Source organism: Paraburkholderia fungorum (genome assembly GCF_902833645.1).
Lineage (GTDB): Bacteria > Pseudomonadota > Gammaproteobacteria > Burkholderiales > Burkholderiaceae > Paraburkholderia > Paraburkholderia fungorum.
The window spans coordinates 273,504-287,196 of the sequence record NZ_CADFGE010000012.1 but is presented as its reverse complement, the minus strand read 5'-3'; the positions used below and the strand labels follow the sequence as shown (position 1 = coordinate 287,196).

Sequence of the window (13,693 nt, the reverse complement as noted above, 5' to 3'; positions counted from 1 at the left end):
ACAGATGACCTGGCAAAAGACAAAACGGAAACACAGTGGTAACCGCGGCGATCACGGCGTACCCGACGTAAAGACGGTCACATCCACGCGCCGGTTGCGCGCACGGTTCGCGGCGCTGTCGTTGGGCACCAGCGGCTCGGTGTCGCCACGGCCTTCGGCCGCGAAACGCTCGGGGGAGCCGGTGCGCGCGGCCAGCACCTGTCTGACCGCTTCGGCCCGGGCTTGCGACAAATGCCAGTTCGACGGGAAGCGCGCCGACACGATGCGCTGGTCATCCGTATGCCCCGCCACCACGACGCGGCCCGGCACAGTTTTCAGCGCGTCGCCGATACGATCGAGCAGCGGATAGAAGCTGCGTGACACATCCGCGCTGCCGGAGCCAAACATGCCGTCGCCATGCAGCGTGACCGTCGACTTGCCGGGCGTCTCCACAACGCTGACCAGTCCCTGGCTGATCTCAGGCGCGAGAAACGCAGCGAGGCGCGGCTTCACAGCTTCGAGCGCGACCGCGGCTTTGGGCACGGCGGCAGGCGCGGCTACCGCCGTCCTCACGCCGTGCAAGGCGGCGAATACCGGATCGGACGCGCGGTTCAAGCTGATCGAGAACGCCAGTTGCAGCGCCATCAGGATCAAGCCGGTAAGCGCGGCGAGCACCCACATCGGCAGCATCCGCATCAGCGGATTGCGCTTGTCCACGACACCTTGCCAATGCGGCGACAGATCGCGTTCGAGCGGACCGCGCCGCTCGCGGATCATCGCCAGCAGCCGCTCGCGCAACACGTCGAGTTGTGCGCGGCCGCCTTCGATCAGGCGGTAGCGCCCTTCCATGCCGAGCGCGAGACACACGTACATCAGTTCGAGCACCTCGAGGTTGGCGCGCGGGTCCTGCGCGAGCCGCTGCAGGATCATGAAAAATTTCTCGCCGCCCGACGCCTCGTTGTGGAACAGGATCAGCAGGCTGCGCCCCGACCAGGCCCCACCCCCGCCCCACGGCGTGCTCGACACCGTTTCGTCGAGAAAGGTGCACAACGCGTAGCGCGCCGCCGACAATGTTTCGACACTGAGGTTCGCCGCACGGGCTTCGCTCTCGAACTGACGCACGCCGTCGACGAGACGGCGGCGCAGATCTTCGAGATCGGAATGGGTCGACATGTGGCGCAGCGGCACGATCAGATCGAGCAGCGGATTAGCCGCGCGCAACAGCGGATTGAGTCCGCTCGTCGGGATCGGGCCGGACAGAGGCGCGTCGGCCGGTCTGGATGCCGCCATGGGTGGCTGGGTTGGCGGCGGGGACGCCGGCACGCCGCCTGACGCGCCGGGCGTTGCGCCCTTGCCTCCCGGACGCGGCACCAGGAAGGTCGCGTCCTGATCCGCAGCGAAGTCGTCTCGACTCATGATCGGCTATCTCCTGATGGCCCAGAACGTCAGTTGCAGACCCGGAAACTCGCCCGCCACATGCATTGCGAAGCCGGCCGAGGTGGGCAACAGCTTCCACAGATCGTTGCTGCGGTCGAGTTCGAAGTACGTGAAGCCGGCGTGGAACGGCAACTGCCGTGGCGCGACCGGCAGTGCGCGCAAGGCGATGCCGGGAAGCTGCAAATTGACGAGGTCGCGGATCTTTTCTACCGGCCCGATCTTGACCTGTTGCGCGAAGCTGTTGCGCACGGTTTCGGCCGGCATCTGCGCGTTGACTGCGAGCACGAACATCGCCGACTTGTAGAGCTCGGTGTCGGGCACCACCGCGACATGCACGCCGAACTTGCGAGCGTCGAGCGGAATCGGCACGACGGCGGAATCCATCACCATGCTCAAGGACTGCCGCAGATCGGCAATCACCGGCATGAAGGTTTCGGCGAGGCGGTCATGGCGGTACACCGGGTATTGCGCGGTGCGCTTGTTCGCCTGCGAGAAGGTGGCCAACTCGCCGGCCAGCGCCACTGCAACACGGAACAGTTCTTCCGGGTGCAAGCCGGTCATGGTCGCCAGATGAGCGATCAGCGGCTCGGCACGATTGACGAGTTGCAGCAGCAGAAAGTCCTGAATCTCGGCGGCGCCGCCTGTGCCCGGCGCGCTCAGGCGGCTCGCGAGCGCCTCGCCGCGCTGGCGCAACAGTCCGGTGAATTCGTCGGCGAATGCGGCGAGTCGTGGCGCCACCCGGAAGTCGAGACACGGCGGCGCATAGTCGGAATCGAGCACGACGCGGTTGTCCGCGCGCCGCTCGATCACACGCGCGACGCCCAGGCATGCATGCGCATTCACCACTTCGGATTCGAACGCGAGTCTCAGGCGCAGCTTGCCGATCTGCAGCAGTGCCGCGCCGGTGCCGTCCGAGTTGCTGTCGTTCACTTCGTATTCAAGCGTGCCGTAGCGCGCGAAACTGTCGGTGGACGGCGCGGCCGTGGCCTCCGGAATCCCGGGCCGGCGCACCGGCAGCGCGAGCACGACGAGCGCGTTGCGTGCGTCATCGGGAATGTCGATGCCCGGCGGCGGGGCCTCGTCGGCTGAGAGCGCGAACGGCGTGCCGTCCGGCAGCACGCCCGCGCATTCGAGAATCGCCAGCTTGCCGAGCGCGAGTTGCGCGTCGTCGAGCCTGAGCGCGGTGAAGCCCCAGCCATACGGCCGCAGGCCGGCCGCTCGCGATTCGACCAATGCGTGCAGGTAACGGTCGTGTTGCTGGAGATGCTGCGGCTGCAGAAACATCCCCTCGGACCAGATGACTTTGTTGTTCCAGGACATCGCGTGTGCTAACTCCGGTGATGCTTCGATTCATCAATTCGTCTGCCTGGCTGACGCGTTCGGGACTGTCATTACCCGCCTGCCGACAGCCGATGTGCGCTGTTCACTCTACGAATGGGGCGCGCCGCCTTGACTTGCCGCTACCGCAGGCGCTGCCCCTGGCGCGATCGCAACGCCCAGTGCCTCGAGCCGAACCTCGACTCGTTTCACCTCGGCCGGCCATACGTCGATCACCGCCCGCCAGCTCGCCGAGTCGACGTCGCGATACGCGGCCAGCACGGCAACCTGGCGAAGCTCCTTCGCGCGCTCCAGCACCGCCGTGCGGCTCGTGCCGGGTTCGATCAGAAGGTCCTCGCGCGCCAGCAGGTCGGCGCCGAGCAACGCACTGTCGTGATCGAACAGCGCAAAGAAGTCGGCATGGGCGAACTTGCTCGCCGATTTCAACTGATAAAGCCGCACCGCAAGCGGTGAGGGCCGGCCGGTGATGTCCGGATTCAGTTCGGCGGCGGCCTTCAGCGTGATGTCGATAAGCTGCGGTTGCGGCGCAGCCGGGGCCGGTGGAGGCGGCGGCGGTTTGGCTTTGCCGATCAAAGGCAGTTTGTCCATCATCCCGCAGCCGGCCAGCAGCGAGCCGGCCGCGCCAAGAACCAGCAGGCGGCGCATATGACCGGGCGTCCGTGGCCGCGCAGCGGGCAAGCTCTCGCACGGTATCGCCAGCGAGCGGTGGAACAGATCCAGCGGAGAACGAGTTTTCATTTCGAGCGGATGCGTCCGATCTGGTCTTCGTAGGCGCTTGCGAAACGTTCGCCGAACAGGCGCTGGAAGTCGTCGTCGGCCTCGCGCACCATCTCGTCGTACATTTCGACCTGGCGGTCCCACATGCGCGCCTTGCGGTTGCCGCCGAGCATCTTGTCCATCACGCTCGGCGCCGAGATACGCTTCTCGATCGCCGCCGGATCGAAACGCTTGAGCACGTCGAGCAGCGCCGCGCGCATGCCGGCCACCATCGCGAGCTCGTGCGCCTTGATATCGTCGAACGAGGCCCAAATTGCCTTGAGCGGCGGCAGGTAGCCCACCCCACGGCCCGACAGCATCTGCATCAGCGCGCTATCCACATCCGGGAAAAATTTCAGCGGATTGTTGTCGCGCACGCCGATCACCGTCATGTCGATGCGAATTTCCTTCTTGGTCAACGCACGGGCCATCAGCACGTCGATGGTGCCGCCCAGCGATTCGCGCAGCATCTGGCCGACCAGTTCGGCGAGGTCCACCGCGCTGCGCGAGCCGAGCGGCAGATCGGGCACGCCGAGACCCTTGAGTAGCGCCTGCAGGATGGCGTCCTGGCTCGGCGAGGACGTGGGGGCAGGAGCAGCAGCGGCCGCGGCGGTGTGGATCGGCGGGGTTGGCTGGGCTGCGTGCGCAAAACCCGGCGGCTGAGACGGCGCTTCTGCGTGCCGCGCATCGGGCATCGGCCCGGCCGGCTCCGCTCGCGCAATCACGGGCGGCGTATCCACCCGAGCAGTCTGCGAGCGCGCCGATAGCGAATCCGCCCGATCATCATGCGCAGGCGGCAACGGTGCAGCCGGAACCGGTGCCGGGCGGCCGAGAATCGTGAACTCCGGCAGCAGCACCGGCGCGGGCGCGGCCACAGGCGCTTCACTCATTGGCGGCGCATGCCGCGGCGCAGCCGTCACCGTGTCATGACCCGCTCGATCAGCTCGACCACCATGCCCCAGATCGGCGAACGGATCGTAGTCCGTAGGAATGCCCATCGACGCACCGGTAAACGGCAACGACTCCGGCGCCGCCTGCGTGCCCATCGAGCCGCTGTAGCCCGGTGTCCGTTCGAGCAACGGGCGTTCGAACAACGCATCGGCCAGCGGCCCCGCGTGCGAGTTCAGCGCGCCATTGAGTCCAAGCGGATCGTCCGCCGGCCCGCTGCCGATCTGCAGCGCCTCGAGTCCCGCCGGCACCGCCAGCGGATCGGGCAAGGGCACACCCCCGCCCGCACCGAGCAGATCGTCGAGACCGTTGGGAACGGCCGTTGAAGACGGCGCCGCCATAACCGCCGGCGCCTCGGCCTGCACCACCACGCTCAACAGATACTCGCCTATTGCAAGATCGTCGCCATGCGTCAGACGGGCCTGTCGCGAGCCGCCCAACGGTCTTCCGTTCAACACGCTAGGATTGCTGCCCACGTCCTGAATCAGAAAGTTGCCGTCCCGAAACTCGATGCGGGCATGCGCGCGCGAAATAAGTTTGTCCGGGTCGGGCAGGACCAGGTCGTTGTCGGTTGAGCGGCCGATCGTGCCGCCGTCCACTCCGAACTTCCTTTCGATCGCCTCGGGCGCCGCCGCGTTGCGATAGTGTTCGACGCGAAGGATCAGGAACATGACGGATTACCTCGTACCATCGTCGGCCTCCGTGGGCGCCTCGGGCGCTTGCGGCGAGGCCGCCTGCGCGGAACCTCCGCTGTTCGCCCCGCCGCCGTTGATATTGACCATCGCCGAGCCGACGATAGCGACGGTCGGGCCCGAGATCGAGATACTCTCGCCCGCGAGTACGATCGTGCTGCCGCCGACTTTCAAGGTCAGCATCTGGTCCGCTTCCAGCGTGATATTCATGGCCTTGAGATCGATCCGGCCATCCGCACTCAACGCGATGTTGCCGCCCGACTTGTGCTGGGTGTCGCCCGTCACGTCGAACGAGAGCGTCCCGCCGATCTTGCCGTTGTGCGCGCCGACTACCGTGTCGTGCCGGTCGCCCGCCACCTTGGCGTAGTGATTGCCGGCGATCGAAAGATGGCGGTCCTTGCCCACCGATTCGAGCGAGTCGTTCTTGACGGTGTTGTCCTGGTTGCGGCCCGCGAAGAGAAACAGTTGCTCACTGCCGCCCTTGTCGTCGAAGCGCAGTTCGCTGTAGGTCTCGCCACCTTTGAACGAATCGCTCCTGATCGCCGAGCGCGTGGCGTTGTCGGGCAGCGCGTAAGGCGGCATCATGCCCGCGTTGTAGACACTGCCCGTCACCAGCGGCCGGTCGGGATCGCCGTCGAGAAACTCGACGACCACCTCCTGTCCGACACGCGGCAGAAACAGCGCACCCCAACGCTTGCCGGCGAACGACTGCGCAACGCGCACCCAGCATGAACTGTCGCCGTCGCTGACGCCGGAGCGATCCCAGTGAAAGCGCACCTTGACGCGGCCGTACTGGTCTGTCCAGATTTCCTGATCGTTATTGCCGGTCACGAACGCGGTCTGCGGGCCACGTATCGAGGGCCTCGGCGTCGTGAGCGGCGTGCGAAAGGCATGCGTGCTGTCAAGTGCGTCGAACCTGCAGGAAAACTGCAGGCCTTCCGCCGCACCGCCGGCCGACTCGTAGCCGCCGTATGAAATTGCGTAGCGTGCGCCGGTCACGAGATAGCTGGTGTTCTGATCCGCTCGCGGATGGTCGTGCAGATCGAACAGTCCACCCGGCGTGATCGCGCATACGTTCGAGCGGCCACTGGCGCGCTGCGCCTGCGCTTCGACCGCTTCCATGCGCGTGCGCACCACGGTCTCGGCGGCGGTCCCGGTCAGAAAACCACCCGGATAATCGAACCGCGCCGCGGAGGCGTTCTCAAAGTCCGATTGCAACGTGGCCTGCGCCAGCGGAATACTGGCCTCGCGACTGGTCGCCATTTCGAAGTTGAAATCCGCCGCGCTCTGTTCGTGCGTTTGCAGCGCGCCCTGCAACGTCCACTCGTCGATGCATTCCATGCCCCGTGTACCGCTCGCACCACCGGACAGATAACGGATCGATCCGGCGTCCTCGAGTGCGTTGTGCGCCGCGTACGAATCGGCGAGCACGAGCGTGTGGCTCGAAGCATCCTGACGGAAGAAATAGTAGATGCCGGCCGACTCCATCAGGCGGCTCACGAAGGCAAAGTCCGTCTCACGGTATTGCACGCAATACGGCAGCGCCTCGTACGTGTTCGAAAGCGATGCGTCGAAACTCGCCGGATAGTCGTTGAACACGTCCTTGATGATCTCGACGACCGTCTTGTTCTGAAACACCCGGCAGTTGTGCGCGCGCGTGAGAAACCATAGCCAATGGTGCAGCGTCGCCTGATAAGTCGCGAAACGGCCGCGCCAGCCGGTGTGCGCGAACTCGGTCACGTAGCCGTGAAAATACCGCGGGTTGCCGCCCGGCCGGTCGATGCGCACGCCCACCGGCTGCCCGAGAATGTCGTGCAGCACGATCGAGCCGCTCTCGCTCAGCAGGTCGAGCCGGTATTCACTGAGCCGGCCGAGTTCGTCGTCGCCGTTCATGCCGGCAAACAGCAGCGCGTCGTCGCCAAGCGGGCTCGATACGGCGCACGGGCGGTTCTTCTGAGTGGTCATGGGGGTGGTCGCCAAGGTCGCCACGTATCAGCCTCTAGGGAATCATCGTTTTGACAGTGCCCGGCGCGACGAAGCTGACCGCGCCGCCCCAGGTGCACAGGCAGTTCGACGTGTTGTCGAGGGCCGGGAAATTGCCGATCGTCACCGTCGGCGCACCGGGTGTCCACGGCGACACCGTCGCGGGCACGCATGGCATCGGTGTCAGCACGCCGAGCGCGGCCGCCGTCGCGGCGGCGACCGTGGGGTTCGCGAGCGAGTTGCACATGCCGAACGGCATGATGTTCACAAGCGGAATGTGGTCCATGATGTTCGCGGCGGGCGGCCCCTCCGCGAATACCTTGTTGGTGGGCAACACGACGAGGCTCGACGGCGCCGCGCCGAACGAGCACTTCAGGGTCGCGCCCATCGAGACCTGGCTAGCCATGGCAGCGTCGCTCCTCAATCAAAGGCATAGCTGAACTCGCCGTTCGACACGGTGATATGCGCGCGCCGCACCGGCTTGCCGTCCATCAGCCGCGTCAGGAATTCGCCGCTGATGGCGGGCAGCAGACTGTTGGTCAGGATCGCGTCGATCATCCGGCCACCGCTTTCGAGCTCCGTGCAGCGGCTCGCGATCAGCCTGACCACTTCGTCGTCGTAGGTGAACGGCACCTTGTGGCTTTGTGCGACGCGCCGCGCGATACGTCCGAGTTGCAGGCGGATGATCGCGCCGATCATCTCGTCGTTCAGCGGGTAGTACGGGATCGTGACGAGGCGGCCCAGCAGCGCGGGCGGGAATACTTTCAGCAGCGGTTCACGCAAGGCTTTGGCGATGCCTTCGGCGTCGGGCATCAGCTCCGGGTCCTTGCACAGGCTCGTGATCAGATCGGTGCCGGCGTTGGTCGTCAACAGGATCAGCGTGTTCTTGAAGTCGATCACGCGGCCTTCGCCATCTTCCATCCAACCCTTGTCGAAGACCTGGAAGAAGATTTCGTGCACATCCGGATGGGCCTTTTCCACTTCGTCGAGCAGCACGATGCTGTAAGGGCGGCGACGGACCGCTTCGGTCAGCACGCCACCTTCGCCGTAGCCCACGTAGCCCGGCGGCGCGCCCTTGAGCGACGACACGGTATGCGCTTCCTGGTACTCGCTCATGTTGATCGTGATGACATTCTGTTCGCCGCCGTACAACGCTTCGGCAAGTGCCAGCGCGGTCTCGGTCTTGCCCACGCCCGAGGTGCCGGCCAGCATGAATACGCCAATCGGCTTGCCTGGATTGTCGAGACCCGCGCGCGAGGTCTGAATGCGTCTGGCGATCATGTCAAGCGCGTGACGCTGGCCGATAATCCGCTGTGACAGCGTATCGGCGAGCTTCAGTACATTCTCGATTTCGTTCTTCACCATCCGGCCGACCGGAATGCCGGTCCAGTCCTGCACCACCGATGCGACCGCCTGGTGATCGACGGTCGGCAAAATCAGCGGGGTCTCGCCCTGGTGCGCGGCGAGTTGTGCCTGCAAATCTTTCAGTTGTGCGAGCCATGCCTCGGCGCTGCCGGTATCGGCCGCGCCTTCGACCTTGCCGGTCGCATCGCGCAACTTGCCGCGCAGTTCGAGGATGCTGTCCACCAGCGTCTTTTCCGTTTGCCAGCGCGCATCGAGCTCGGCAAGCCGCGCACGTTCGCCGACAAGCTTCTGCGTCGCGAGCGTTTCGCGCTCAAGCGTATCGACACCGACCGCCGTTTCGCGGCCAATGATCGCCAATTCCGTTTCGAGCGCGGCGATGCGCTTTCTGGCATCGTCGATCGCGGCGGGCGTGGCGTGCTGGCTCACGGCGACGCGTGCGCAGGTGGTATCGAGCAGGCTCACGGCCTTGTCCGGCAATTGGCGCGCCGGAATGTAGCGATGCGACAGTTTGACGGCTGCATCGAGTGCCTCGTCGAGAATCTGCACGCGATGGTGTGTCTCCAGCGACGAAGCAATGCCGCGCATCATCAGCAGCGCTTTTTCCTCCGACGGCTCCGGCACCTGCACGACCTGGAAGCGGCGCGTGAGCGCCGGGTCCTTCTCGATGTGTTTCTTGTATTCGGCCCAGGTGGTCGCCGCAACGGTGCGCAACGTGCCGCGCGCGAGCGCCGGCTTGAGCAGGTTGGCGGCGTCGCCCGTGCCCGCCGCACCGCCCGCGCCCACCAGCGTATGCGCTTCGTCGATAAACAGGATCACCGGTTTTTCCGAGGCCTGCACTTCTTCGATCACTTGCCTGAGACGATTCTCGAACTCCCCTTTCATACTCGCGCCCGCTTGCAGCAGACCGACGTCGAGCGTGAGCAGACGCACATCGCGCAACTGCGGCGGCACATCGCCCGCCACGATGCGCTGCGCGAATCCTTCGACCACCGCCGTCTTGCCGACACCGGCCTCGCCGGTGAGGATCGGATTGTTCTGGCGCCGCCGCATCAGAATGTCGATCACCTGACGAATTTCCTCGTCGCGTCCGACGATCGGATCGAGCTTGCCGCTTCTCGCCTGTTCGGTCAGATCCAGCGTAAAGCGTTTCAATGCTTCACCCTTGCCGAGCGCTGCGGGAGCGAGCGCACCGCTGGCCTCGCCAGGGGCTGCCGCACCCATCTGGAAATTGTCGGTAGGCGCGAGGTTCGCCTCCGGCGAGCCACCGGCGATTTCGTTGAATGCATCGGCGAGCGTCTCGCTCTTGACCTTCTCGAACTGACGCGAGATCGCATATAGCGAATGACGCAAACCCGGCGTTTTCAGCAAGCCGACCATGATGTAGCCCGTGCGCACCTGCGATTCGCCGAACATCAGCGTGCCGTACACCCACGCGCGCTCGACGGCCTCCTCGACTTGCGACGACAGATCGGTAACCGAGGTCGAGCCGCGCGGCATGCGATCGAGCGTCGCCGTCAGATCGCGCGCGAGCACGGCGGTGTCGAGGTCGAAGTGACGAATGATGCGATGCAGGTCGGAGTCCTGCAGTTGCAGGATCTGATGAATCCAGTGAGCAAGCTCCACGTAGGGATTGCCACGCAGCTTGCAGAACACCGTACTGCTTTCTATCGCCCGGTAAGCGAGCCCGTTCAACTTTCCGAACAGCGCGACGCGACTGATCTCAGCCATGAATGTCCTCTAGAGCGTATGGGTGCCCACGTTTAACGAAATGTTCTTTCTCCGACACAGAAGACTTGTCGCCTCAGGATCGCGAAGGAACCGGATAGAACAGCAACTGGTCGGCATCGCGCGTTCGTTCGCGCTTGCCGACCCAGGTCGTATAGCCGAGCCGCGCGGTGCGCCCGAGCCGCAACGGCGGCACGTGCTCCTTCCTGAGCACGAGCCGTAGATCCCAGGCGAGCGCGTCGCCCGCGTACTGTCGAACCCAGTCGATCAGACGCGCGAGGTTCGTCCCGCCGGGCAATAGCGTGGCGAACTGCTCGAAGTCGAGTGGACCGATGCGCAAACGGAACTTGTGCTGAACATTCCATACCGCGCTGCCCAACACGGTGCTCACGCCCAGCCGCTCGGCGCTCACGCCCGTCTTCAGACGCGTGCGCTCGTCGGCCGGCAGCCGCAGCCAATGCCCGATGAAAGGCTCGACCCGTACCGGCACCTGGAAGAAATCGGCGAGCAGCGCGGCCAGCCCTTCGGCATTGCGGCGCTGATCGGCAAGACGCCCGGCATAGTGGAGCTTGGCGACGCCGGGCAGTGTCGAGCGATGTTGCAGCGACGGCATGCCGAGTCCGACAAGCGAGGCGACATAGGTCGCGAAACGGTCGGCTTCGGGACGGTCGAGACTGACCGCGGGCTGTGCGTTGGCCCACGCGCAATAGAACAGCGACAGCATGCGATGGTGAAATACGTCGAGAAAGCGCGCCAGAGTAGGATCGGCCGAATTGCGCAGACGGTCGCGGATGTACTCGGTCAGATGCAAGGGCAACGGTCCGTTCGGCCCGCTCAGGCCGAGAAAGTTGACCTCCATGCGCGGCGGTTTCTCGCCACGCCATTCAAGCTTCTCGATCATCGCCGGCTCGAAGGCGAGCGTCACTGCCTGAGCCAGCCGCACCGGATCGTCAGCGGCGCGCTGCGAGCGGCCGAAACGCGGGTTGTCCGGATACGCGGCCTCGATCAGGCGCAGGGCCGCGTAGAAATCGAAGCGCCGTGGTTCACCGGCAAGTGGCGCGAGGAGCGCTACAGGATTTCGCATCGCCCACTCCTCGCCGGCCATTTCATGATGTCGCCGCGCGTGGCCGAACGCACGACGGTCTCGGTGAAGGTATTGAGCGATGTGTATTTGGCGAAGAACTGTTCGAGCACGCTGCCGAACAGAAAAATGCCCGCGCCTTCGAAGGCGCTTTCGTCCATCGTCACGGTGACCTGCAAGCCTCGTCCGTAAGCGATATGCCCCGGCGCGGGAATGCGCCGCACGACCGGCTGCGACGACACCGAACGCACCCCTTCGATCTGCCGATGCCCGACCGTGTCGGCAACGCCCACGTACAGGCGCAGCAGATCGCGCAGCGCCGAAGCGCCCTCCTTCTCGCCTTGATCGAGCAAGGACAGATAGTTCAACGACAGATGGCTGACTACGCGCCACGCCACTTCCCCTTCCGCATAGGAGGGCGCCGGTGCGGTGGGGCCGGCCACGCAGCGCACGGACTGCACGGGCGCGCTTGCCTCCAGCGTGAAATCGGTCTTGCCGAGACCCAACGGCATTGACAGCGGCAGATCGCGATTGGTGCACAACAGTTCGGCGCCGAGCTGGCGCAAATCGCTGCGGTAAGGCGCTTCCAACGGGTCGACCAACGAAACGAACATCTCGCTGCCGATGTAACTCGAACGCGGCCCCTGGCGGCGCTGACGCTCGGACAGCACGCGGCGCGCGCGGCGCACCTGGTAGTACGCGCCCGCCTCACGCTCGTTCATCAGATCGTTGGCCGCATAGAACGGCCGGAAGACCTGCTGCTCATCCTTGCCGCTGCCGTACCCGGTGACGGACAGCACCTGATGGATTTCGAAATCCATTGGCCGCGTGCGGTCGGGAATGAGGTGAAACTCGGCGTGCTGTTTCGTCAGGTGAATACGATCCGATCGCTTCGGAAACAGATTGATCGCGGGGGTGCAGAACAGGCTGAATGTCTCTGTGCCGACGCCGCCTTCGAGCGACGCTTGCAAGCGGTCGAACAGGATCACCAGATCGAGTTCGTTATCCGCGCATCGGCTGACGCTGCGTGCAAGGCCGCCGAGTTCGACGAACTGATAACGCTGCGGGAACGCGAAATACTCATGCAGCAGCCGGTAGCCGTGGAACGAACGCGGTCCGTGCGGCAGCAAGGCTTCTTCTGCCGCGAATCCCACGCGGCCAATCTGCGTCCGGTCGATCACCTCGTGCCATAGCGCGTTACCGTTGGCGTTGGTCCTGGCCGGCATCGCCACCAATGCCAGCGCATGACCGAAGATCTGCTCATACAACTGCGCGGGCAGCGCATCGCTGCCGCGTAGATGCAGCGTCAGGCGGTCGAGCGACAGTTCGTTGAACGCAAGGCCGGCGGTGGTCCGCAAACGCAATCGCAGGGCCGCACGCACGCTGCCGAGTCGCGAAAAATCGAGCCCGGCAATCTCACCGGCATGCGCGAAATACTGCGCGTGAGCGATTTCGAGCGGCCACAGGGTGGTCTCGTGCGCAGTGCGGTATTCGCACGGCGTCTGATCGTTCTTGCCGAGAATGCTTTTCAGCACGGTGCCGCGCGGCAGCGTGAAACCGGAGGCGAGGCTGCCTTCGGCCAGGTCCGGCGCGAACTGCACCACCGCCATCGACGGTGTAGGCGCCAGATAATGCGGATAGACCAGTTCCAGCAAGTGTTCGGTGAAGCGCGGAAACTCGGCGTCGATTTTCATCTGCACGCGCGCGGCGAGAAAGCTGAAGCCTTCCAGCAAGCGCTCGACGTACGGATCGGCGCACGCGAAACTTTCGAGTCCGAGGCGCCCGGCGATCTTCGGAAACTCGCGGGCGAATTCGCCGCCGGTCTCGCGCAGATGCTGGAGTTCGCGCTCGTAGTAGCGCAGCAGGCGCGTGTCCATCAGGAAAACACCGCGTCGAAATCGGTTACGCGGATCTCGCCCATCTCCAGGTCGAGCTCGGTCTTCAGAAACAGGCGCTCGGGCACGGGCTGTCCCCACAGTTCGCCTTCGAGTTCGAAAATGAGCTGGTTATGTGAGCTTTTGTCGAACGCAATCGGCCGCACCTGCACCGTGTTGCGCAAGATACGCGGCTCGAAGTCCCAGATGGCCTGACGCATACGGCGCGCGACGCCTTCGATGTCGATACCCGAAGCGGTCTGCCCGGAAAAATCGGGCATGCCATAGTTGACGACCGATTGCGCCGCGAGTGGAAGTGCGTCGAGGTCTTGCAGGATGCCGATACCGTTGGAATTGAAAAGCCACGCGAGATCGCGCAGCACCGCCTGTCGCAGCGTGCGCATCGACAGCACGCGGCGTTCGCGAGATTCCTGTGTGTTGTCCGGTTCGTCGTCGGTCAGCCGGTCGAGCAGCGACGGCTGAAGACGTTCCTTAGCGGTCAGTTCGGCCATGGT

The 13,693-nt window shown here is 64.8% G+C and carries 10 protein-coding genes; all 10 read right to left on the bottom strand.

Going from position 1 to position 13,693, the window contains the following annotated elements; translation table 11 throughout:
* Window positions 1-51: 51 nt before the first annotated feature.
* Entirely contained in the window at window positions 52-1,395 is a 1,344-nt protein-coding gene (locus HWX91_RS31085; protein WP_028200224.1) for a DotU family type VI secretion system protein, read from the bottom strand.
* A 6-nt stretch (window positions 1,396-1,401) separates the two neighbouring features.
* Window positions 1,402-2,736: a type VI secretion system baseplate subunit TssK gene (gene tssK / locus HWX91_RS31080; RefSeq protein ID WP_028200223.1), complete on the bottom strand. Its 1,335-nt coding sequence runs from the start codon at window positions 2,734-2,736 to the stop codon at window positions 1,402-1,404.
* A 108-nt stretch (window positions 2,737-2,844) separates the two neighbouring features.
* Window positions 2,845-3,492, bottom strand: coding sequence for a type VI secretion system lipoprotein TssJ (tssJ, locus tag HWX91_RS31075; protein ID WP_081833253.1), 648 nt, complete (start codon window positions 3,490-3,492; stop codon window positions 2,845-2,847).
* Window positions 3,489-5,129, bottom strand: coding sequence for a type VI secretion system-associated FHA domain protein TagH (gene tagH, locus HWX91_RS31070; RefSeq protein WP_028200222.1), 1,641 nt, complete (start codon window positions 5,127-5,129; stop codon window positions 3,489-3,491). Before tagH ends, tssJ begins: the two co-directional genes overlap by 4 nt.
* Before the next feature lie 6 nt (window positions 5,130-5,135).
* Window positions 5,136-7,115 (bottom strand): type VI secretion system Vgr family protein, encoded by a 1,980-nt coding sequence (locus HWX91_RS31065; protein ID WP_028200221.1) that lies wholly within the window; start codon window positions 7,113-7,115, stop codon window positions 5,136-5,138.
* A 34-nt stretch (window positions 7,116-7,149) separates the two neighbouring features.
* Window positions 7,150-7,539 (bottom strand): DUF4280 domain-containing protein, encoded by a 390-nt coding sequence (locus tag HWX91_RS31060; protein ID WP_028200220.1) that lies wholly within the window; start codon window positions 7,537-7,539, stop codon window positions 7,150-7,152.
* Between the two features lie 14 nt (window positions 7,540-7,553).
* Complete coding sequence (tssH, locus tag HWX91_RS31055; protein ID WP_028200219.1) at window positions 7,554-10,226, bottom strand: type VI secretion system ATPase TssH; 2,673 nt, start codon at window positions 10,224-10,226, stop codon at window positions 7,554-7,556.
* A gap of 73 nt (window positions 10,227-10,299) precedes the next feature.
* A complete protein-coding gene (gene tssG, locus HWX91_RS31050; RefSeq protein ID WP_042277220.1) occupies window positions 10,300-11,307 on the bottom strand; it encodes a type VI secretion system baseplate subunit TssG in 1,008 nt (335 codons plus the stop codon).
* Window positions 11,292-13,181 (bottom strand): type VI secretion system baseplate subunit TssF, encoded by a 1,890-nt coding sequence (gene tssF, locus HWX91_RS31045; protein WP_028200217.1) that lies wholly within the window; start codon window positions 13,179-13,181, stop codon window positions 11,292-11,294. The genes tssG and tssF overlap by 16 nt, the downstream gene beginning before the upstream one ends.
* On the bottom strand, window positions 13,181-13,690 hold the full coding sequence (tssE, locus tag HWX91_RS31040; protein ID WP_028200216.1) for a type VI secretion system baseplate subunit TssE: 510 nt from the start codon (window positions 13,688-13,690) through the stop codon (window positions 13,181-13,183). The genes tssF and tssE overlap by 1 nt, the downstream gene beginning before the upstream one ends.
* Window positions 13,691-13,693 lie beyond the last annotated feature (3 nt).